This is a genomic window from Hungatella sp. SL.1.14 (genome assembly GCF_024460495.1).
GTDB classification, from domain to species: Bacteria; Bacillota; Clostridia; order Lachnospirales; family Lachnospiraceae; genus Hungatella; species Hungatella hathewayi.
Window position 1 is genome coordinate 21,025 of the sequence record NZ_JANFYJ010000003.1, and the last position, 24,227, is coordinate 45,251.

The window sequence follows — 24,227 nt, forward strand, 5'->3', positions numbered from 1 at the left end:
AATGACAGAATACGGGCATGGCTTCTGAATACCGGACAGCCGTGCCCGTATCACAGTATGAAAAAAAATAAATAACGGGGGTTAATGATGAACCGAAAACCACTGAAACGCCTGACAGCCATCGCGCTGTCCATGGCAATGACTCTTCCGGGAGCCATGCCGGTCTATGCAGTACCGGAGGGAGCAGAACGATTTTCCAATACCATGCCCGGATATGAAGAGCTGATGGCAGCCGATTACACTCTGTATCTGGTAAAATGCGGAGCTTCCGATCCGGCGGCAGTACCGGACGGATATAAAATGGGACTGCTCCAGACAGTTACCGACCAGAAAAATGGCCGGGATGCCACCGGATATACCTGGGGATACATAGAGAACGATTCATCAATCATATACGGAAAACTGGATACGAATCCCTCCTCTCTGGAGGCGGGGCTTCGCTATATGAGCGATAAAATCGAGTATGATCCTGATGCAAGCGGAATTAAGTATCAATTTGAAATGCCGGAAGGCGAACGGACGTATCAGGTGACCCTGGGCTGTAAAAATCCCTGGGATACGAGACCGGCAGATATTACCCTGGAAGGTCAGACGGTAAAGAGCAGCTGGAGCTTTACCAAAGGCAGTCTGGCGGAAGAGACCTTCTCCGTGACCGTAAGCGACGGAGTGCTGGATGTCCGGGTCCATAACACGAACAGAACTTCCTCCAGTCAGGATGCGATGTTAAGCTACATAATCATAAAGGCTCCCTACGATCAGGAATACTTGAAAAACGCAATGAAGCAGTATACGCTGACCAGTCTGGAGCGGGAACTCTATTCGGTTCAGTCTCTGGAAAAATATGACGAGGCTTACGAATATGCCAGGAGAGCCGCGGAGTCGGAAGAGCCGGTATCTCAGGAAAAGATTGCTTCAAACTTAAAAAAACTGGCTGCTAAGTATAACGGTCTTCAGCCGAAGCAGGACGCCGTCAGTTATACCAGCTTTTCCGGTACCGACGGGGAGGTGTGGCTCGATCAAAACGGAACGCCCATCCAGGCACACGGCGGCCAGGTACAGAAGTTTACGCATAATGGGGTAACGAAATGGTACTGGTACGGAGAAGACAAGACGGACGGCTACCGCACCGTGGACGGAGGAGTCCGTGTGTATTCCTCCACAGACCTCTATAACTGGGCCGATGAAGGCATAGCGCTCCGCAACCTGACGGACGAATACGACTTCGAGGAAGACTATTTTCATGCCTTATACGGTGATTACACGGAGGAGCAGAGAGCCAGGGTTCTGCTGGCCATCAATGATACCACTTCCGTGATCGAACGGCCCAAGGTAATCTACAATGAAAAGAATGACAACTACGTCATGTGGTTCCACGCGGACGGCCCCACAGAGACCAGTAATTCCAACTATGCGGCGGCCAGCGCGGGCGTTGCAGTCAGCGACAGCCCTGTGGGTCCCTTCAAATTTATCGACCGTTACCGCTTAAACTATGTGGCCGGAAAGTACGACCAGAGCAAAGGCATGGCCCGCGATATGAACCTTTTCGTGGATGACGACGGTACGGGATATATCATCTACTCCAGTGAGGAGAATGCCACGCTGTTTATTTCAAAATTAAACGAAGACTACACCTATCTGTCGGCCAGCCCGGAGACAGCAGTGCAGGGCGTGGATTTTTTAAGAAGTGAGACATTTGCAGGACAGAAGCGGGAAGCGCCGGCCATGTTTAAATATGACGGAAAATACTATTTAATGACCTCCGGATGCACCGGATGGGGCGCCAATCAGGCCAGCTTTGCCGTGTCAGAAAACGGGATTCTGGGAGACTGGAAGATCATCGGTGATCCCTGTGTGACGGACACCTCAGTCTGCAGCTATACGAGTGCGCTGACCTTTGGAACCCAGTCCACCAACATCATTCCCATCGATGCCGCCAATGGAAAGTTTATCTATATGGGGGATCGTTGGAACAATAAGAGCCCCGGCCAGAACGAACTGGTCGATCCGCAGTATGTGTGGCTTCCGGTTGAATTTGACGGCGAGGGCAATATGATTCTGCGTCCTTATGCGGACTGGAAGCTGGAGATGCTGGATTATATGGCGCCGATTACCGTCAATACAGAACTTCCCAAAAGCATAAAGAAGGGAACCGCTCTGAGTGAACTTCCTCAGAAACTCAGCATTACCATCAATGGGGAGACAAAGGAAACCCCGGTAGAGTGGACGCTCGTTTCCGGCGATTTAAACAGTGTCGGACCCGTAACCATCAGCGGAAAGATGACGGGAACCGGAGGCCGTATGGTGACGATCGACGGATTCGTTTACTCCCGGGAACTGACATACCTGGTAGACTGCGGCGTCATGGAGGCGTCAGGAAGCCCGAAGGTATCCGGGCTTTATGAAGATGTTAAGAAGCACGTAACCCTTATGAACGAAACACCCGACCAGAAGGCGGAAGGAAGCAATACGTGGGGACACGGTTCCGGCTGCGATTCGCTTACCTGGAGAGCCGGCCTGGGACTTCACAGCACCGGCTGGTACGGCAAAGAGAATAAGACAGGAAATTCGTTTTCCTATGAATTTACACTGGACAAAGGCACGTATACCATTACGACGGGACACACGGAGTGGTGGAGTGCCGGCAGAACCACGAATGTAACCGCTTCTTATGAAGGCATCGCGGCCCCGGCAGAATTGGGAAGCGCGTCCTGGAGCGGCAGCAACGGCGGAATCACACAGAATGTAACGGGAAGCATTACCGTTCCGGCGGATCAGACAAAGGTAACCCTTACCTTTACAGCCGGAAGCGCCCAGGCGCCGGTAGTCTCTTACATTGCCATTGAAAAGAGCAGTATTGCAAACGTGTTTGATGATAATCTTTACCTGGCGGTCGCAGCCGGTAAGACGCCGGAGCTTCCGGAAACCGTGGAGGCAGAGATGGCGGACGGACAGATTACAGCGAAAAAGGTAATCTGGGATATGCCGGAAGAGGGCTTCCACGAGGTGTGGACAACGAAGAAGGTGACCGGTGTTTTAGAGGGAAGCGACGTTCTTGTGACTGCTTCTGTCGAGGTGGTTCCGGAAAATCTTGTATATTTTATTGACAGCGGTTTTGCAGACGGGAAGATCTCTGCCGCATGGCAGGGAATCAGCCGGAGCATGGACTTAAAAAATGAAGCGGCAGACCAGAAATTTGACGGGACATGGGGATACGTGGAAGAGGGAATCTCGCCGCGAAATACCAGCTCCGGAGACAAATATGAGAATGGTTTTTATGCGCAGAAGGACCAGGAAATTGTATATAAACTGGCTTTACCGGCAGGTACCTACCGGTTTGCCAGCGGTTATCAGGAATGGTGGGCGCAGTGGAACAGCGGCCGTTCCATGGCAGTGAGCCTCCGGTACACAGATGCGGAAGGCAGCATCCAGACGGAAGATCTGGGAACCATAACCCTTGGAAATGACGCCGCAGGACATGTGCTGGAGAGCAGCAGGGAATTTGAACTTCCGGCAGACGGAATCGTGGAATTCCATGTAAAGAAAAATGCAGCTCTTGACGTTGTGCTGAGCTGGATTGCAGTGCAGGAAGTGAAGAAGGTTTCTCCTTCCGAAGCGGTCGATCTCGATTATGAGGCATTAAACGTTTACAATATCAACGAGGTAAGAGGTAATTTAACGCTTCCGGAAACCGGAGCGAATGGTACCGTCATTACCTGGGAATCCTCCGATGAGTCCGTCATTGCTGTCACCGGACTGGCTGAGGGAACGCCGATCGGCGTTGTCAGCAGGCCTGTAACAGATACCGATGTTACGTTAACGGCCACAGTCACCGCAGGTGATGTCAGCAGAGAGAAGGTATTTACTGCATCTGTACTGGCTAAGCCGGAGGAGAAGCAGATGGAATCCTACGTCTTCGCTTATTTCAAAGGCGAGGGACTGTCAAACGGCGAACAGATTTATATGGCCTCCAGCAGAGACGGGATGAACTGGGAAGATTTAAATGCATCGAAACCGGTACTGACTTCCAGACTGGGAGAAAAAGGCCTTCGCGATCCCTTTATCATGCGGTCTGCGGAAGGCGATAAATTCTATCTGATCGCCACCGATTTGAAAATCAACGGCAATAACGACTGGACAGCGGCTCAGACCAGCGGCAGCCAGTCCATCATGATCTGGGAGTCTGCCGATCTGGTAAACTGGTCGGACCAGAGAATGGTAAAAGTAGCGGCAGAAGGAGCAGGCTGTACCTGGGCTCCGGAAGCATTTTACGATGAAACCACAGGAGAATACATCGTATTCTGGTCCTCCAAGATTCCGGCCAGCCAGAATGTGGAAAACAACGATTATACCCACCGGGTCTATTATGCAAAGACGAGGGATTTCTATACCTTTACAGAACCGGAGGTCTGGATTGAACTTCACAGCGAGAGCGGTGAGACGCTGAGCGTCATCGATGCCACGGTAATCAAAGTGGGAAATACGTATTACCGTTTTACCAAGAATGAGGCAGCGAAGCCTCATCGGGAGGGACTGCCATCCGGCGGCAAGTACACCATGCTGGAGACCAGTGATTCCCTGCTTGGCCAGTGGACAGAGATTGAGTCCGGCATCAACCAGATAAGCGGCGTGGAAGGCGCCACCGCATTCCGGTTAAACGGAGAACAGAAGTGGTGCCTGCTTCTGGATAATTTTGGAGGAGGCGGTTACTTCCCGCTGCTCACAGACGATATCGGAAGCGGAGCGTTTACGCGTCTGGACTCTTCAGAATATTCCTTCCCCGGGACCATGCGCCACGGAAGCGTCCTGCCGGTTACGGCTGACGAATACGGAGCCATCATGGATGAGTACGGACCTGCGGTTTTAAACAGCCCGGATCTGACGGGGACGGAACTGATGGAAGAGATTATCGGATCGGCAGCACCGGTCTATGAGGATACCTTTGACACGTATGAGACAGACGCCGCTGCAGATAAGAATGAGGTCCTCGAGAATGAGGATGGAACGAAGCAGTACGTGATGCTGAACGATTCCTTTCTTGTGAAGGAAGATGCAAAAGGAAACAAGTATTTGCAGGCAGCGGCGACGACCAATATAAAGCTGGCCCAGGCAGGGATCGCTGCCGGGGAGGCGGCAGGCCTTACGGATGCCCTGATTATGATGGATGTCATGATTCCGGGAACGGAAGAGAACTCTGTCAGATCCTATGCCCAGATCGGTACGGAGGGTGACCGTTCTTATGTGAAATTTGACTTAAAGAACTCGGCTGTCAATATCCGTGAAAATGGCCGGGACGACAGCGCTTCCTATACCTTCGAGCCGGGAGAAACGTATCACGTGGCCGTGCTGTATAAAGATGGATCGGCGTATGCCTATGTCAATGGAAAACTGATCCATAAAAAGGCGGCAAGCTCCTATGAAGAAGCAGGAATGGCCGTAATTGCAGTGGCCACGGGCGGAAAGATCGATAATGTACGGATTTACGATGCCTCTGCAGATGTAAGCGAATATGAGGCTGTTCTGGAATCGATGAAGCAGGTTGATGCGGAAGATTACGACGAAGAAGGCTGGGAAGAATTCGCGGCAGCGCTTAAAAAAGCGGAGAAGCTGATGAAATCGGCAGTGCCTTCCAAGGCGGATTTAGAGTCGGTTTTCCAGGCACTGACAGACGCTTATGAGAAACTGACGGCAGAGACAGAGTACTATACGGATTGCATTAAGATTACCCGGAAGCCTTACCAGACTGAGTACGAGCAGTACGATGATTTTAATCCGAAAGGCATGGAGGTGACCGAATACCGGATCGCCAGCGGCAGCAATGCAGTGAGAAAGACCGTACTTCCGGAAGACGCCTATGAACTGGAGTATGATTTCTCTGAACTGGGAGACAGAGAGGTGGCAGTATCCTATACGGCGGCCGGAGAAGATGGAGAAGAAGTGATCTTTACGGACTCCATCACCGTAAAAGTCCTGGAAGAAATCGAAGAGGCAGAGTACTATACCTCCAGAATCGCAGTCACGAAGAAGCCGGATAAGAGGGAGTATTCCATTGGCGAAACCTTCGATGCGTCTGGAATGGAGGTGACGGAGTACTTAAAAGCCAGCGCAAGCAACGCTTCACCGAGAAAACGGGTGCTGTCTGAGGAGGAATATGAGACTGTGTATGATTTCTCAGGAGAAGGCAGCCGCAAGGTGACGGTCGCTTATTACGGCACTGACAAAAAGGGCGAAGAAAAGAAGTTTACCGATTACATTGTGGTAAGCGTAATGGCTGACACAAGCCAGGGCGGGTATACGACTGGAATCAGAGTGACAGCCCGTCCGTTTAAGACGGAGTATGAGACAGGCGAAGAACTGGATACCGGCGGCATGATTGTAAAGCGCATGCTGGTAAAAGAAAACGGAGAGAAGGCCGAGGAAATTTTAAGCGAGGGTGATTATACCATCTTCTATGATTTTTCAAAGGCCGGAACGAAAAAGGTCGTCCTCTCTTATATAGCAGAAGGAAAAGACGGAGCAGAGGAAGTCTTTGAGACTGATTTCAAGGTGACGGTGAAAAAGGCCGGATCAGACAAGCCTTCCGGCGGGAACACCGGTTCCGGAGGTTCCTCAGGCGGCAGCTCGGGATCCGGAAGCTCTTCCGGCATCAAAGCAGCTTCCGGGAAGAGAGAGACTTACTATACGGAAGGAAGCTGGAGCAATACGGAGACCGGCTGGCAGTTTAAAAAGGCTGACGGCACCATTCCGAAGAGCGAGTGGATCTACACTGGCTGGGGAGATCAGGATGACTGGTACTTCTTTGATGAAAACGGAAATATGGTTACCGGCTGGCATCTTGCCGATGGAAAATGGTTCTACTTGAATCCGGTTTCCGACGGAACCAGAGGACGGATGGTAACCGGCTGGCAGCTGATTGACAACAAGTGGTACTATTTCAATCCGGTTTCCGATGGAACGAAAGGTGTGCTGACGACTGTTTCAGAATAAGAGAATAATCTCCTTTTAGAAGAAGGACCGAATCTGACAAGCAATGCTTTGGCGGATTTGGTCCTTTTTTCTGCTATTCAAAGCGAATGACAGCCTTCAGAACTTCTTCCGGATGCTGTCTGATCAGCTGAAATGCCTCCTCTGTCTGGCTGTAATGGAACGTATGAGTGACAAAGGTTTCCGGATGCAGGCTGCCGTCTTCAAAACCTTCTATGACTTCGTCAAAACAGTTGCAGTTTAATCGGGAACCGACTATCGTAAGCTCTTTTTTTGTGATATCCGCCATTGAAATGGCAGAAGGCTGATTTTTCAGGCCGATCACGACAATTCGCCCGGCAGGGCAGGCGAGCTGTACTGCTTGCTCAAGCGACAAAGGTGTGCAGACGGTGTCTACAATGACAGGGATTCCCTCTGAATCGGTAAAGTCCATAATCTCACATTCCAGGTCCTGGAGGGGAATTAAAATGGTTCGGTCTGCCCCCATTTTTCTGGCTTTTTCCAGGCGGGAGGCAACCAGATCGGTTATCATAACTGAGGCTCCGTTTCGTTTGGCTACCTGCATCGCCGTAATCCCTATGGGGCCGGAACCCATGATTAAAACTTTGTCTCCGGCTGTAATCCCACCTCTTCGATTGATCTCCACACCGATCGTAAACGGTTCCACCATACTCAGCAAAGACTGGTCAAAAGCGGTGTGGAACTTATGGACATTGCTCTCTGGAACACATACATATTCGCAGAAGCCTCCATCTCGATGAACACCCAGTACTTCGAGAGAAGAACATACGTTATGGCGTCCAATCCGGCAGGCATAGCAGTGACCGCAGCTCAAGACCGGATCTACGGAAACCAGATCTCCTTTTTTTACCGTATGTACGGAGGAACCGGTTTCTGTTACAATACCGCCGAACTCGTGTCCGATCAGGCGTGGGTAGGTGGCGAGTGAATTTGTTCCATTCCAGATTCCCATGTCAGAGCCGCAGATGCCGCAGGAAGTGATTTTTATGAGTACATCATTGGGAGTTTTTATCGTGGGTGTCGGAATATTTTCAATGCTAAGCTGAAACGGCTGGGGTATTTTAATTGCTTTCATACTGTGATCTCCTGTGCTCTTAAAATTAATATATTAGTTACGTGTAATAAATATAAGGTATATATGCGGAAATATCAATAATAAAACATAACTAATATATCAATTTAAAATTGTACATGTTTCACAAATTCCATATATATTTATTTGATGCTATGATTTATTGACGAAAGTGTGCATATGTGCTACTATTTTTATGAAAAATGTATTTTTTAAGAAAAAATATTACAGAAACTTTATGAATGATAGGATTAAGAGATGAAAGTGATATATTAGATAAGGAGATATCTATGAAGGTATTTGAAAAAAAACAGATGGAGAATAACAGAGAGTATGCATATCGGCTGTTGAGAGATAATATCATGACGTTTCGACTTGTTCCGGGTCAGTCTCTCAATGAGAATGAACTTTCGGAGCTGATGCATGTCAGCCGAACTCCGGTACATGAGGCAATTTTGATGCTGAAGGAGGAATCGTTAGTTGACGTGTTCCCCCAGAGTGGGTCGAGAGTGTCGGGGATTGACTTGGAGACGTTGAACGAGGGGCTGTTTTTAAGGCTTCAGGTAGAACCTGTAATCATATCACAGACAGCGGGAAATCTTACCAAAGAACAGATTGTGCGGTTGAAAGAGAATCTGGAGGCGCAGGAGACAGCCGCTTTGCAGGAAACGTACTTGGATACATTTTTCAAGATTGATGATGAATTTCATCGCATGATTTATGAATTTGCGAAAAAGGCAAGAGTCTGGCGGGCAGTAAGGAGTGTCTGTTCCCACTATGACAGGGTCCGTTATCTCGATGCGATTGATACAAAGGCAAATATCCAGATTTTTGTGGAAGAGCATAAGACGATATATAGCAGCCTGCTGTCAGGAGAAATCGTTGACTTTGATTTTCCGAAGTTTTATGAAGGCCACCTGGCTACCTACCGAAAGCATTTTCGGCAGATGCTTGAGAAATATCCGGAATATTTTAATCTGTAACAGAGAATAAAAGAGGGAAAGCCGTGAAAAATATTTTTTATAAGCTGAGCGTGAGAAATAAACTAATGGTGGTTCTGTTACCGCTTGTTTCTCTGTTCATTATTATTACAGGAACTGTATGTTACTTTTTATCCTCCGCACAGCTGAAGATCAATTCGGAAAAGCTTCTGGAGGATGCCGTCCATCAGGCCAGCGTGCGACTGGAGGAACGGTTTAAGATAGCATATTCTGCGGCAATCTCTCTGACGAATTCCGAAAGCCTGAAGTATTTTACATTTGTTTATGACGGAGAGACTATGGATAAGGAGTTTCTGATCAATAATCAGGAACTTAAGCAGCAGATTACCAGAATTTGTGTGGATTACCCTGATGTGATGGATTCCGTTGTTTTTAAGACAAAACATGACTACTCACTCTCGTATTCCAGCTACGCTTCGCCGTATGTGATTACTGAGAGTTTTGGGGAAATGCTGAAAAAAGTACGGATTGAGCAGCGTGGAGAACTGTTTCGCTATGCATGGCGCAGTTTACACGAAGAGGATCTGCTTCCTACGAGCCGGAAGCGAAATGTAATTTCTCTGTATTGTGTGGCTGGTAACGAAAATTCTGATGCAGGGATGCTTCTGGTAATTAATATGCTTCCGGAATCAGTGGCTGGTATTTTGAGAGATATTACCACGAGCCGCGGCAGCGTATCGGGAATTTTGGCGGAGGACTCGGTTCTGTATGATGGTGCTGAAAAAAAAGAGGTATTGAGAGAGGAAGACAGAGAGAAGCTGCTTCATGCAGAGCTGGAGGGTTCCTATATTTCACAGGATCTCAATGGGGAAAAAATACTGATCTCTTACGAAAGACTGCAATTGAATGGCTGGGTGATTTTTTCCGCAGTGCCGCTTAATAGTCTGATGGCCGGCAATGAGTTTATCGGTGTGATGATTGCAGTCTGCGTAGTGATCATGCTTTTGGTATCTTCCGTTCCCATTATTGTATTTTCCAGATATATGTCAGATGATATCAAACGGATTGCATGCCAGCTGGAGCAGTATGAGGCGGGAGATAAAACCATAATATTTGAGACGAAGGATGAAAAGGAGATTGGTGAACTGGTAGACGGACTGAATACATTTGTGGCAACGATTAACTGTCAGATCAGTACAATTGAGGATATATCGGAAAAGAAGCGTAAGGCAGAACTGCTGTTGTTACAGTCACAGATTAATCCGCATTTTCTCTACAATACCCTTATTTCTATCCAGGCATTAATAAATGCGAAGGATTATGACAGGGTGAGCAAAATGTATGAGTCTGTGGTGCGCTTCTACGTGCTGAGCTTAAGCAAGGGAATGGAGAAGGTGAAAATATCCGGCGAGCTGGACTTGATCCGTCACTATCTGACCATTCTCCAGATGAGGTATGATAACAGTTTTGAGTGGTGCATGAATGTGGATGACGAGATCCTGAATTGTGAGATTCCCAAGCTGACACTGCAGCCAATTGTAGAGAATGCCATCGATCACGGGCTGCGCCGTCAGAGTAAGAAGGGGATCCTGGATATTTCCGGCTGCCGTTTTGAGGATAAAGTGATTTTAACCGTATGGGACAATGGTGGTGGGATCAGTGAAAATAAACTGGCTGAATTGAATCAATATATTAAGATGGATGCGCCAGGGGATAAGGAGGTCGAGCATTTTGGCCTGTGGAACTGCAATCAGCGTATTGAGCTGTATTATGGGAAGGAATACGGCATCGAACTGGAAAGCGTGGAATCGAGTTATACAAGTACGCTGATTACGCTTCCATATACAGGGGAGAATGGAGGGGAATGGTATGACGAAACTTTTGATTGTTGATGATGAAAGGATTATCAGGGAGGACTTAACTCTGAATCTTCCGTGGAGGCAGCATGGCATCGAACTTGTTACCCCCGCCGGGAATGGACGGGAGGCAGTCGAGGTGATCGAGAGGGAGAAACCGGACATTGTTCTGGCCGATATCAATATGCCGGTTATGGACGGGCTGGAGTTGGCGGCATGGCTGGCGGAAAATCATAAAGAAATTAAAATCATGTTTCTTACGGGGTATGATGATTTTAAATATGCGAAGCGTGCTCTGGAGCTGCATGTGCAGGATTATATCTTAAAATATGAGTCGAGGGAAAAGATTATTGAAGCGGTCAAACGGTGTGAACTGGAATACCATGAGGCCAGGAAAGGAGAGACACTGATCCAAAAGTCAAAATCACTGCTGCAGTCCCGCTTTTTAACCCAGCTGATTATGGGAATCGCAGAGGAACAGGCGCTTGGTGAGTTTGAAAAAAAGAACAGGTTTGATATCTGTGATCCAATGTTTGATCTGGTACTCCTTCACATGGACTGTCAGGACAGTTACTTGAAAAGTGAAGGTCCTAATACCAATGAAATCTATGCATTTTCTGCAATTAACATTTTTAGGGAATTGGCGGAAGCTGAATTGCCGGAAAAAGATGTTTCCGTGTATTTTGGTACGTATGACGGTCAGGTTTTTGCTGTATTTGCGTTTCGGAAGGCCGGATACCGGGCGGAGTTCTCAAAATTGCTGGAAAGCGTGGTTGAGAATCTGAGAAAATTTTTAAATATGAAAGTAAAAATTGCCGTTAGTCAGGAATACCATCGGTTGAGTCAGACTGACGATGCATATAATGAGTCTTACCGGCTGCTGGAACTTATGAAGCTGGGGGACAGCGGCGCTGTGGTACACTGCTCAGATGGAAACTGCCGTCTGGTTAAGAAAAATGCCATAATGGAGGAGATCGAGGATTATATTATGGAACAGTATTCTGTTCCCGGTTTAAGTCTTAACGATCTGGCAAACCATATTCATCTTTCTCCGGCCCATTTGTGCAGGATTATCAAGAAAAATAAGAATACGAATTTCATGGCATGGCTTACCAGCGTGAGAATCGAAAAGGCGGCTTCCCTAATGAAGACGACCGATGACCGGATCTATGAGATATGCGAGAAGGTGGGATACAATAATCCGCAGTATTTCAGCGTAATATTTAAGAAGTATATGGGGGTGAGCCCCAGAGAATATATGGAGAAATAAAGTATTTGGCGGTTCCGATTCAGGGAGCCGCTTTTCTTATTTTTCCACAGGCTGCAAATAATCAAAATTCCAAACGTTTATATCAATCTGATTAATGTACTTTAACTCTTTTTTTTATTAGGATGATTAAAAAGAAGAAAAGAGAGGGCAATACAGATGCGAGGAAAAAAAAGACTGGATCATTATTATCCATATCTGCTTATTTTACCGACAGTCCTGTTGATTATTATATTTATTATGATACCAATTCTGGATGTGTTTAAGCTGAGCGCGCAGGATTACTCGACCAACAGTCTGAGCGGAGTCGGCACGTTTGTCGGATTTGAGAATTTCAGAAAGATTCTGATGGAGGATGAAGTATTTCGCAAGGCGGCGGGAATCAGTCTGAAATGGGTGGCATGCACGGTGGCAGGACAACTGGTGATCGGGATGGGGATTGCCCTTCTGCTGAACCAGAAAGTCTGGCTTCGCGGGTTGTTCCGTTCGGTTACATTCATGCCATGGGCGGTATCCGGAGTACTCGCCACTATGCTGTGGACCATTATGTACAACCAGAATGTGGGCGTGATCAATGACCTGCTTATCAAGGCCGGTATTCTGGAAAAGGGGGTGGCATGGCTTTCCAACCCCCATACAACCTTCTGGGCGGTGGTGGTGACAGAACTGTGGAGAGGAATCCCGTTCTTTGCCATCATGATTTTGGCAGGCCTTCAGTCGATTCCGGAGGAAATCTATGAATCCTGTAACGTGGATGGCTGTGGAGGTTTTCGGAAGTTTCTCTATATTACACTGCCATATTTAAAAGAAAGCCTTGTGTTTTCCACGTTGCTCCGATGTATCTGGGAATTTAATTCCATCGACTTAATCTTTACTATGACGAATGGAGGTCCGCTGCGGCTTACCACAACGCTTCCGGTATATTTGATGCAGAGGGCAGTGGTTGGCGGCCAGTACGGGTACGGTTCCGCCATGGCTGTGATGATGGGAGCTGGACTTCTGGTATTTGCATTCCTGTATTTGAAAATTACCCGCTATGGGAGGGAAGATGTATGACGAACAAACAGAAACGAACGGTAAAACGAATTCTTGGAATTTATATTCCCCTGTGCGTGACGGCGCTTTTTACAATTGCGCCTATTTTATGGAGTTTGATCACTTCTCTGAAAGAGCCTGGATCGGTTTTTAAACTGCCGGTACAGTATTTCCCAAGCCCGGCTACCCTGAAGAATTTTGTAACTGTTTGGGGAAGAAATAAATTTTCTCTCTATTTTGGAAACAGCCTTTATATCGGGGTTCTTTCCGTTGTATTTATTGTGATACTTGCCATATTAAACGGTTATGCGTTGGCGAGATTTAAGTTTAAGGCAAAGGGTGCATTTCTCTCTCTTCTGCTGCTCACTCAGATTATGCCGGTGATCATCTACATTGTGCCGCTGTTTTTAACCTTTAACAAATTTGGGCTGATCAATACGAGAGCGTCTGTTATTTTGTTTTACGTTGTGTCGCAGACGCCGTTTAATTCTCTGCTGATGAGAGGCTTTGTGTCTGACATACCGGTTGAGATCGAGGAAGCGGCCATGGTGGACGGCGCGGGAAGATTTTATATTATTACGAGAATGATACCGAAACTGATTCTTCCGGGGATTGTGGCGACCAGCGCGTTTGCTTTTGTGGGCTGTTGGAATGAGTTTCAGGTAGCATTTTCCTTTATTACACAGCAATCGAAGTTTACGATTCCGGTAGCCCTTAAATCTCTGGTCACCGAGGCGTCGGTGGATATGGCGGCATTGGCGGCCAGCAGCATTATTGCGCTGATTCCTCCGATTATCCTCTTTGCTTTTATTCAAAAGCACTTAATCAGTGGTATGGCGGCGGGAGCGGTGAAAGGTTGATGAGGAAAGAAAATGAATCAAACGGAAAGTTATGAGATAGAACGGGTCAGCCAGATCTTATCGGTGCTTAAGGCGGCTGTCAAAAAGAATGTGACAGTTCCGGAAAAATTGAGGTATGCGCCCGAAAAGCTGAATTTTAATCAATTGCCTGTTTTTCAGGAGTTTAGGAATGGGGGCTCCTGGGGAGGTTTTGACCAGTATGGCTGGTTTCAGTGCCTCTTTGAGATTCCGGAGAAAACAGAGGGCTGCGGACTCTGGATTGAGATTACGCAGAATAAGAGAGACTGGTATGCACAGAATCCCCAATTTCTGCTTTACTGCAATCAGATTCCGATGCAGGGATTTGATATTTACCATGAAGAATGCCTGATCACAGAACATGCGCGCGGCAAAGAGACTGTGTGTATAGATATTGACGCCTGGTCGGGCATGGTCCTTAAGGATGTGAGCTGGGATGACAGGGAAAACCGTCCGGGGATACTCTCCATTCGTTTTTATGAAAAGGACTGCAATACGGAACGGCTTTATTACGATATGAAATCGATGCTGGATACTGCGGTCTGCTGCGGAAAGGAGAGCGACGAAGGAATTATCCTGCTTCACGCTCTGCATGAGGCTGTCAATCTTCTGGATTTAAGAGAGATTGGGAGCGAGTCCTATGACAACAGCATAAAAGAAGCGGCGAAATACTTGAAAGAGGAATTTTTTCTGAAACGGTGCGGTTCAAATGGGAAGAAGGCCAGATGCGTAGGCCACACGCACATTGACGTGGCCTGGATGTGGCAGAAATCGCATACAAGAAATAAGACTGTGAGAAGCTTTCAGACAGCGTTAAAGCTGTTGGAGGAATATCCGGAATTCATATTTATGTCGAGCCAGCCGCAGCTTTACGAATACTTCCGGGAGGCGCAGCCGGAGGAGTTTGAGAAAATTAAAAAGTATACGAACCTCGGACGGTGGGAAGCGGAAGGAGGCATGTGGGTGGAGGCGGACTGTAATCTGACCAGCGGAGAGAGCCTGATCCGTCAGTTCCTGGAAGGAAAGCAGTATTTTAAAGAGCAGTTTGGAACGGAAAGCAGAATACTCTGGCTGCCGGATGTGTTTGGATATTCGGCAGCCCTGCCCCAGATTTGCCGGAAATGCGGGATCGACTATTTCATGACGACGAAGATCAGCTGGAATGAACAGGATCAAATTCCATATGATACATTTTTGTGGAAGGGAATAGACGGCAGCGAGCTGCTGACCCATTTTTCACCGTCCAGACGGTTTGACCATGTGGAATATAATTCATTTGGGTTTGCCCGAAGCCCGCATATAACGACGTACAATGCCGAACTGTCACCGGATTACGTTATGGGCGGCTGGAAACGCTATGCACAGAAGAGCCTGAACACGGAATTTTTAATGCCCTGTGGTTTTGGAGACGGTGGAGGCGGAACGACAAGAGAGATGGTGGAGTGTGGAAAGCGTATGAGCTATGGCCTGCCGGGCGCACCTGAAGTGCAGTTTTCCACGGCTGGAGAATTTTTTGAGAAGCTGGAGGCGGATACTGAGGGGAATCCGGCGCTCCCCGTGTGGTATGGGGAGCTTTATCTCGAATTTCATCGCGGTACCTATACCTCTGTTGGTGAAATCAAGCGTCTCAACCGTATTGCGGAGACCCTGCTTCAGCGATGTGAGTTTCTTTACAGCTTACTGGCACAGGCGGAAGGGCCGGAAATTTATCCGTACAGGAAGTTAAAGCAATGGATTCGGATAATTCTGACCAACCAGTTCCACGATATTCTGCCGGGATCTGCAATTGACGCCGTCTACGACGACTGCCGAAAGGAGTACGAGGAGATCCTGCCGGAAATGGAGTCTATGGCGGTTCAGGCGATGGAGCGGATCGCAGGAAAATGGAGCGGCCGGAGCCTTATTGCTTTTAACACGTTTGGCTTTGCAAGAAATTCCCGGATTTTATTCGCATGTGACAGCGACGCGGAGGTACTGATTTTAACCGGTGAAGATGGGATGGATATTCCCGCTCAGAAGACGCCTGACGGGCAGTACTGTGCCGAACTGAAAGCGGTTCCGGGCGCAGGTGCATTTCGTTACCGGATCAGGGAAACATGCGAACACGGTGGATTTACTATTACATACAGAGACAATATAATTGAGTCACCGTATTATAAAATCCGCCTCAATGAAAATGGAACAATGGCCTCCCTCTATGACAGGGAAGCAGACCGGGAACTGTTAGGCGGAGCCGCAAACGTGCTGGAAGTGTATGAGGACAGACCGTACCAGTATGATGCGTGGGAGCTGAGTCCGTATTACAGGGAAAAGAGGTATGAGCTGAACCACTGTACGGAGGTTGAACTTGTAGAGCAGGGACCTGTCAGGATCGGCCTGCGGTTTGTCTATCGGTATCTCTCCTCAACGGTAAGGCAGACTCTCTACGTCTACAGCAATTCCAGGCGGCTGGATTTTGTGACCGATATTGACTGGCAGGAAGAACATTTGCTGCTGAAAGCGGCATTTCCGGTAAATATCGTTTCACAGAAGGCGGTTTATGAAATACAGTTTGGTACAGTTGAGCGGCCGACCCATACGAACACTTCATGGGACGCGGAAAAATTCGAAACGTGTGCCCAGCGATTTGCTGATCTGTCGGAAGGAAACTATGGAGTATCACTCTTAAGTGACTGTAAGTATGGGTATGATATTCATGATGGGGTAATGCGCCTGTCGCTTCTTCGTTCTGCGGTGTTCCCGAACAGACAGGACAGAGGGTTCCACCACTTTACGTACTCCCTTTATCCGCATCCGGGAGATTACCGGGAGGCGGGAGTATTTCAGGAGGCATATGACTTATTAAGCCCTGTTCCGGCACTTTTCTCTAAGGTGGAGGGACAGCAATGCGGGACGTTTCCCTGCCGGCTGGCCGTCTGCAATACACCGGGAATATTTATTGAGACGGTAAAAAGGGCGGAGGATGGAGACGGCTGGATCATCAGAGCTTATGAAGGTTTTGGAAACCGCGTGAAGGCTGGTATTGAGATCATCACGGAAGCCCCCTGTACGCTGAAGGAGTGCGATATGCTGGAGCGGGGTGGAACAGAACTTTCGGCTGTCGGAAACTGTTTCACAGTTGTTTTTAATCCGTTTGAAATCAAAACATTTCGAATGCAAAAATAACAAACATTTCTGCAAATCTGGTTAATGGAGTTTTGCAGAAGGTAAAGATATAATGATACTATCAAAATACAGGTACAAAAAGAGTGCCGAAGTAAGGAGGATACAATGAGAAGGAAGCTTGCACTTGTTTTAACGGTGATTGCCGGTTTGTCTTTGGCAGGATGTTCTGCAAAGCCAGGGAATGAGACAACCGCAGAGGTGAAAACGCAAGGGGAAACAACCGTGGGGGAGAGCGCTGAAAAGGCGCCGGAGAGCAGTGAAAAGAGCGGGGAGACCAAAGGGGAAACGGTCAAACTAACATGGTGGATGGAGATGAGTACGCCAGAGTTAAATGAAGCATATGAAGCAGCGGCCGCAGCCTATATGGAGAAGAATCCTAACATTGAAATTGAGTTTCTGGGAATTCCGGGAAACTCTGCGGACGCCAAGGCAAAGCTGGATATGGCGTTTGCCACAGATTCTGCGCCGGATATCTTTGAGTGTGCCATGCCGGAATTTATTGCCAGGGGAAACGTACTTCCACTGGATGGCTATTATGAAAAATCTGAGCTTTATGGAAAAGTAAATGAGGAGGCGATCCGGGCGGATGCAAATCTGGATCCGAAGAAAGAACACCTCTACTATTTTCCGGCTTTCATGGATTTCAGAAACTTCTGGATCCGCCCGGATATTTACGCGGAAAAGGGTGTAGAGATTCCGGAAACCTGGGATGAATTCTTTGAAAGTGTGAAAAAGGTGGCCGATCCAGATAATAATCTTTACGGAACTACGATCCGCGGCGGATCCGGCGGAGCGTTCAATGTGATGTGTATGGCGTACGCCTACTCGGGGATTCCCCATGCTTTTGATGAAAATGGAAAATCAACCATGAACGATCCGCTTCATGTGGAATTTGTTGAAAAATATTTTGACCTTTATAAGAAGTATACGTCAGAGGATGATTTGAATAAAGGCTGGACAGAGATCGCCGCCTCTTTCACCTCAGGCTCCACGGCATCTATTTTTCACAATCTTGGTTCCGCACATATGATTTCAGAGACATTTGGAGGAGATGAGACAAAATTCCAGATGATGCCGTTTTTGAAGAGCGTCAACGGAGAACAGTGCCATCCGGAGGTAGGCGTAATGGGCTTCGGCATCTCAGCTTCCACAGAGCATCCGGACGAGGCGTGGGATTTCATCCAGTTTTTGAGCTCTGAAGGAACGGAGTACTGGGTAGAGAGCCGCGGAGGAATTCCGACCGAGCAGTCTGCACAGAAGGCGGACTGGGTGATGGAAAAGGATTACTACCAGAAGGCGATTTCAATTATGAACGATGAAAATACCGTTTTTTTTGAAGTACCGACATACCTTACAAACTATGTAAATATTGAAAATAATATAGCACAGCCGAAGCTGCAGGAGTGTATGGCAGGAATCTGTACCGCCCAGGAGTTCCTCGATGCATGGGCCGACGCCATGACGGAAGAAAAAGCGCGGTATGACGCAGAAAATGGGAATTAAACAGGAAGGAGCCTATCCATGGCAGAAAGAACAGCGAGACTTGTAATTGACCGTGCGGCAGTGACGGATGCGATCGACAGAAGGTTATTCGGCTCTTTTATCGAACACCTGGGAAGGGCTGTGTACGGCGGTCTCTATCAGCCCGGGCACCCGGAAGCAGACAGCCGCGGATACCGGCAGGATGTGATAAAACTTGTGAAGGAACTCGGTGTTTCCGTGATCCGGTATCCGGGAGGCAACTTTGTTTCCGGATACCGGTGGGAAGATGGAGTAGGACCAATGGCGCAGAGACCACGAAGGCTTGAACTGGCCTGGCGAAGCGTGGAATCGAATGAGGTAGGGCTGAACGAATTTGCAGAATGGGCGAAGCTGGTAAATTCTGAGGTCATGATGGCAGTCAATCTGGGGACGAGAGGAATCAGCGACGCCTGTAATCTGTTGGAATACTGCAATCATACATCTGGTACAAAATACAGTGATTTACGTATCAGCCACGGGGTAAAGGAGCCGCATAAGATTAAGCTGTGGTGTCTTGGCAATGAAATGGACGGTCCATGGCAGATCGGTCACAAGACGATGGATGAGTATGGAAGGCTGGCGGCGGAGACGGCAAAGGCCATGCGTCTGATCGATCCGGAGATCGAGCTGGTATCCTGCGGAAGCTCACAGATGTCCATGCCTACGTTTCCTGAATGGGAAGCTGCTACGCTGGAACACACCTATGATTTTGTAGATTATGTGTCCATGCACCAGTATTATGGCAACCGCCAGGAAGATTCTATGGATTATCTGGCCCAGTCTGACGATCTGGAACAGTTTATCAGGACGGTAACGGCCGTCTGTGACTACATAAAGGCCAAAAAACGCGGCAGAAAGAATATTAATATCAGTTTTGACGAGTGGAATGTATGGTTTCATTCCAAGGCGCAGGAGAAGGATACGGTCCAAAACCATCCATGGCAGCAGGCACCTCATCTGTTGGAGGATATTTATAACATGGAAGATGCGCTGATGGTAGGGCTGATGCTGATTACCCTGCTTAAACATGCTGATCGCGTAAAAATTGCCTGCATGGCTCAGTTGATTAACGTCATAGCGCCTGTTATGACAGAGGAGAACGGCACCGCCTGGAGGCAGACAATATTCTATCCGTTTTATCATGCGGCTTTATATGGAAAAGGTGTGGTTTTGCAGCCGATCGTCAATTCGCCCCTGCATGAGACGTCGGCCCATGGGCTGGTCACGGATGTGGAATGCGTATCTGTGTATGAGGACGAAGCTGGTCTGCTGACTGTCTTTGCGGTAAACAGGAATATTGAGGAAAATGTAATTTTGGATATTGACCTGAGAAGCTTTGAGGGGTATGAGCTTTTGGAGCATCTCGTTCTGGAAGGCGATTTAAAGCAGTGCAATGGCCCTGAAGGGGAAAAAATCCGGCCGATACGGGCAGAACGCTCGATAAAGGAAACAGGAAAACTTTCCAGTATGCTGGGAAAAGCGTCATGGAACGTGATCCGAATGAAAAAAAATAAAGAGACAGTTTGATAGAGAACCACAGACAGCGCTTATCTGTAAAGACGCTGCCTGTGGTTTTTATTAAGTGAGTGGGTTACCATGATGGCGTCGGTGGCCCTTGACCTGAAACTGCCTGCTTTTTCTTCCACAAATCGTTTCCCGGATTAAATTGACTTCTGCCATGGAACAATGATATAATTTTTACTTAATGAGCAGAAGGAGATATGATATGGAAGAAGACGGAATCCGCCTGAATAAATTCTTAAGCGGGGCTGGAATCTGTTCCAGAAGGGAAGCAGACCGGCTGATTGAAGAAGGTAAGGTGACGGTCGGCGGAAGAACCGCCGTTCCGGGCCAGAAGATAAAAAAGGGAGAAACAGTTGTCTGTAATGGACGGACAATCGCAGCAGGTTCCAGGGGTGCAGAGAAGAAACCGGAGCGTGTGCTTTTAGCTGTGCATAAACCGTGCGGAATTGTCTGCACCACCTCGGACAAGGACCGTGCTCCCAATATTGTGGACATGGTGGACTGTCCTGTGCGGATTTATCCGGCAGGACGCCTCGATAAGGAGTCCGAAGGGCTGATCCTGATGACCAACCAGGGCGACTTGGTCAACCGGATGATGCGCGGCAGCAGCGGCCATGAGAAAGAGTATCTCGTATGGATTGACCGGCCGGTGAAACCGGAATTTATTCAGAAAATGAGAAAGGGAGTATTCCTTCCAGAGCTTGATGTGACGACAAAGCCGTGTTTTGCAGAGAAGACGGGAGAAAAATCGTTCCGTATTGTCCTGACCCAGGGACTGAACCGCCAGATTCGCAGGATGTGCGAACAGCTTGGCTGTAAGGTGCGGAAGCTGAAGCGCGTCAGAATCATGAATATCGAGCTGGGCGATCTAAAAGCCGGCGAATCACGGCCGGTGTCAAAGAAGGAATACGCGGAGCTGATGCGCCGGCTGGAACATACTTCCGGCCTTTCCTTAAAGGATCGGGAGGAAAAACAAAAAAAAGACTCCGGAAAACGGAAATGATGCATGGAAAACTGCTGTTTCCGGTATGATATGGAATAGGAAAGAACGCAGTGAAAAGGAGATTGTAAGTGGACGAGAAAATCAGCAGAATGAAAGAACTGGCTGCCACTCTTACGGCCGCGGCGAAAACGTATTATCAGGAAAGCCGTGAGATCATGAGCAACTATGAATACGATAAATTATATGACGAACTGGCGGAGCTGGAAAAGGAGACCGGAGTCGTGCTGTCCAAGAGTCCGACTCAGAGCGTGGGATATGAGGTTCTCTCCGAGCTTCCGAAGGAACGCCATGAGAGCCCCATGCTTTCGCTGGACAAGACGAAGAGTACCGCCGATTTGCAGGAATGGCTGGGCGATCAGACGGGAATTCTCTCCTGGAAGCTGGACGGCCTGACCGTCGTACTCACTTACAGCGGCGGAACACTTAAAAAGGCTGTCACCCGCGGCAACGGAGAGATCGGAGAAGTGATTACCAGCAATGCCAGAGTATTTGCCAATGTACCGGTTACCATCTCCTTTCAGGGGGAACTGGTCCTGCGGGGGGAGGCTGTAATCCGTTATTCAGAATTCAATCGGATCAATGAAGCAATCGACGACGTGGATGCCAGATACAAGAATCCCAGAAATTTATGCAGCGGCTCGGTCCGTCAGCTGAACAGCCAGATCACGGCGGAGCGGAACGTGAATTTCGAGGCATTTGCACTGGTAACAGCTGAGGGCGTGGATTTTAACAACTCCAGGAAGGAACAGTTTGAGTGGCTGAAGAGACAGGGCTTCGATGTGGTAGAATACAGAACCGTTACGGCGGATACGCTGCCGGAAGCGGTAGAAGCGTTTGCCGAGGCTGTATCCGGATACGATATTCCTTCCGATGGTCTGGTCCTTCTCCTGGACGATATCGCCTATGGAGAATCCCTGGGACGGACGGCCAAATTTCCGAGAAACGCGATTGCTTTTAAATGGGCGGACGAGATCAGAGAGACGAAGCTCCAATACATTGAGTGGAGTCCGTCACGGACCGGCTTAATCAATCCGGTCGCCGTATTTGATCCGGTGGAGCTGGAGGGAACCACGGTAAGCCGTGCCAGCGTGCATAATTTGAGCATCATGGAATCGCTGGCCCTTGGGGAGGGCGATACCATCACCGTTTATAAAGCCAATATGATTATTCCGCAGATTGCCGATAACCTGACCAGAAGCGGGAAGATACAGATTCCGGAGAAATGTCCGGTCTGCGGCGGCAGGACGGAGATCCGCCAGGCAGGCGATGTCCGCAGCCTTTACTGCACCAATCCCGACTGCCAGGCCAAGCGGATCAAGAGCTTTTCCCTGTTTGTCAGCCGCGATGCGCTGAATATCGACGGCCTGTCGGAGGCAACGCTGGAGAAATTTATCGGCGCGGGATTTATTAAGGAGTTCGCTGACATTTTCCATCTTGACCGGTATGAGGAGACGATTACCCAGATGGAGGGCTTCGGGCAAAAATCGTATGATAACCTGATCCGGGCGACGGAAGCAGCCTCTCACACGACGCTTGCACGCATGGTTTACGGCCTCGGAATCTCAGGAATCGGTCTCGCCAATGCGAAGATGCTGTGCCGGAAATTTAAGTTCGATTTTGACCGGATGCGCCATGCTACAGCGGAGGAGCTGGTAGAAGTCGATGGGATCGGCGCCGTTCTGGCTGATGCGTGGATCCGTTACTTTGCAGATGAGAAGAATCAGGAGACTGTGGACCACCTTCTTTCTGAGCTGACTTTTGAGCAGGAGGAAGAATCGGCGGAGGAAGCGGTCTTTGAAGGGATGACCTTTGTAATCACCGGCAGTGTAGAGCATTTCGCCAACCGAAACGAACTTAAGGAGGCCATCGAAGCGCGGGGGGGCAAGGCCACAGGCTCTGTGACTTCGAAGACAACGTACCTGATCAACAATGACGTGACGTCTAATTCTTCCAAGAATAAGAAGGCAAAGGATTTAGGCGTGCCGATTATATCAGAGGAAGAGTTTATCAAGATGCTGGGGGAATAAGCGATGCCGATTAAAGTACAAAAAGATCTGCCTGCAAAGGCCATACTGGAAAAAGAAAATATCTTCATCATGGCGGAGGACCGGGCACTGAGCCAGGACATCCGCCCTCTGGAGATCCTTATATTAAATCTGATGCCGGTGAAGGAGGACACGGAGACGCAGCTTCTGCGGGCGCTCTCCAACACGCCTCTTCAGGTGGACTGCACTTTTTTGATGCTGGCCACCCATACGTCGAAAAATACGTCGGCCAGCCATTTAAACAAATTTTACGTCTATTTTGATGAGATTAAGAATAAGAAGTTCGACGGCATGATCATTACCGGGGCGCCTGTAGAGAATCTGGAGTATGAGGAAGTGAATTACTGGGATGAGCTCCAGACGATTATGGAGTGGGGCAAGACCCATGTGACGAGTACATTACATATCTGCTGGGGAGCCCAGGCCGGACTCTATTACCATTACGGGATTCCGAAATATAAGCGGGAGAAGAAGCTTTCCGGTATTTACCGCCACAGGGTTTTAGACCGTAAGGTGCCGCTGGTGCGCAGCATGGACGATTACATTATGGCTCCCCATTCCCGTTATACGGAGGTGCGCAGAAAAGACATAGAAAAAAATCCGGAGCTGGTGGTTCTGGCTGAGTCGGATGAGGCGGGAGTATTTTTAGTGATGAAGCGTGACGGAAGCCAGGTGTTCGTACAGGGCCATCCGGAATATGACCGCATGACGTTAAACAACGAGTATCACAGGGATTTAAAAAAGGGACTGAACCCGGAGCTGCCCTGCAATTACTATGAGGACAACGATCCCTTCGCGGTTCCGGTTCTTTCGTGGAGAAATGCGGCGAATACGCTGTATGGTAACTGGCTGAATTTCTACGTATATCAGATCACGCCCTATGATCTGGAGGGGAATCCCTGTAAGACGCTGTATTGA

13 protein-coding genes are annotated in these 24,227 nt (G+C 48.5%); 12 read left to right on the forward strand and 1 reads right to left on the reverse strand.

Translation table 11 applies throughout. The features are described 5' to 3' along the window. Positions 1-84 precede the first annotated feature (84 nt). A complete protein-coding gene (locus tag NE473_RS04120; RefSeq protein ID WP_081034808.1) occupies positions 85-6,984 on the forward strand; it encodes a family 43 glycosylhydrolase in 6,900 nt (2,299 codons plus the stop codon). A 73-nt stretch (positions 6,985-7,057) separates the two neighbouring features. On the opposite strand, the gene NE473_RS04125 is transcribed toward NE473_RS04120, so the two are convergent. Continuing rightward, positions 7,058-8,077, reverse strand: a complete 1,020-nt coding sequence (locus tag NE473_RS04125) for a zinc-binding alcohol dehydrogenase family protein (protein WP_055649251.1) — start codon at positions 8,075-8,077, stop codon at positions 7,058-7,060. 287 nt (positions 8,078-8,364) lie between these two features. On the opposite strand from NE473_RS04125, the gene NE473_RS04130 reads away from it, so the two are divergent. The 11 genes from NE473_RS04130 to metA all read left to right on the forward strand — a co-directional run bounded on the left by NE473_RS04130 (position 8,365) and on the right by metA (position 24,227). Beyond that, complete coding sequence (locus tag NE473_RS04130; protein ID WP_006775240.1) at positions 8,365-9,057, forward strand: GntR family transcriptional regulator; 693 nt, start codon at positions 8,365-8,367, stop codon at positions 9,055-9,057. A 23-nt stretch (positions 9,058-9,080) separates the two neighbouring features. Beyond that, positions 9,081-10,907, forward strand: a complete 1,827-nt coding sequence (locus tag NE473_RS32775; protein WP_055649252.1) for a sensor histidine kinase — start codon at positions 9,081-9,083, stop codon at positions 10,905-10,907. Continuing rightward, on the forward strand, positions 10,885-12,141 hold the full coding sequence (locus tag NE473_RS04140) for a response regulator (RefSeq protein WP_055649253.1): 1,257 nt from the start codon (positions 10,885-10,887) through the stop codon (positions 12,139-12,141). Before NE473_RS32775 ends, NE473_RS04140 begins: the two co-directional genes overlap by 23 nt. 156 nt (positions 12,142-12,297) lie before the next feature. Then, on the forward strand, positions 12,298-13,194 hold the full coding sequence (locus NE473_RS04145) for a carbohydrate ABC transporter permease (protein ID WP_055649255.1): 897 nt from the start codon (positions 12,298-12,300) through the stop codon (positions 13,192-13,194). Further along, positions 13,191-14,033: a carbohydrate ABC transporter permease gene (locus NE473_RS04150; protein ID WP_006777159.1), complete on the forward strand. Its 843-nt coding sequence runs from the start codon at positions 13,191-13,193 to the stop codon at positions 14,031-14,033. The genes NE473_RS04145 and NE473_RS04150 overlap by 4 nt, the downstream gene beginning before the upstream one ends. Before the next feature lie 12 nt (positions 14,034-14,045). Next, positions 14,046-17,216 (forward strand): alpha-mannosidase, encoded by a 3,171-nt coding sequence (locus NE473_RS04155; protein WP_055649256.1) that lies wholly within the window; start codon positions 14,046-14,048, stop codon positions 17,214-17,216. A 105-nt stretch (positions 17,217-17,321) separates the two neighbouring features. Further along, complete coding sequence (locus tag NE473_RS04160; protein ID WP_055649257.1) at positions 17,322-18,719, forward strand: ABC transporter substrate-binding protein; 1,398 nt, start codon at positions 17,322-17,324, stop codon at positions 18,717-18,719. Between the two features lie 18 nt (positions 18,720-18,737). Then, the gene (gene arfA, locus NE473_RS04165; RefSeq protein ID WP_055649258.1) at positions 18,738-20,264 is read left to right on the forward strand and encodes an arabinosylfuranosidase ArfA; all 1,527 of its coding nucleotides are present in this window, start codon (positions 18,738-18,740) and stop codon (positions 20,262-20,264) included. Positions 20,265-20,463: 199 nt separating this feature from the next. Beyond that, the gene (locus NE473_RS04170) at positions 20,464-21,264 is read left to right on the forward strand and encodes a pseudouridine synthase (RefSeq protein WP_055649259.1); all 801 of its coding nucleotides are present in this window, start codon (positions 20,464-20,466) and stop codon (positions 21,262-21,264) included. A gap of 89 nt (positions 21,265-21,353) precedes the next feature. Further along, on the forward strand, positions 21,354-23,291 hold the full coding sequence (gene ligA, locus NE473_RS04175; RefSeq protein ID WP_207746926.1) for an NAD-dependent DNA ligase LigA: 1,938 nt from the start codon (positions 21,354-21,356) through the stop codon (positions 23,289-23,291). 3 nt (positions 23,292-23,294) lie between these two features. After that, positions 23,295-24,227 (forward strand): homoserine O-acetyltransferase MetA, encoded by a 933-nt coding sequence (metA, locus tag NE473_RS04180; RefSeq protein WP_006774403.1) that lies wholly within the window; start codon positions 23,295-23,297, stop codon positions 24,225-24,227.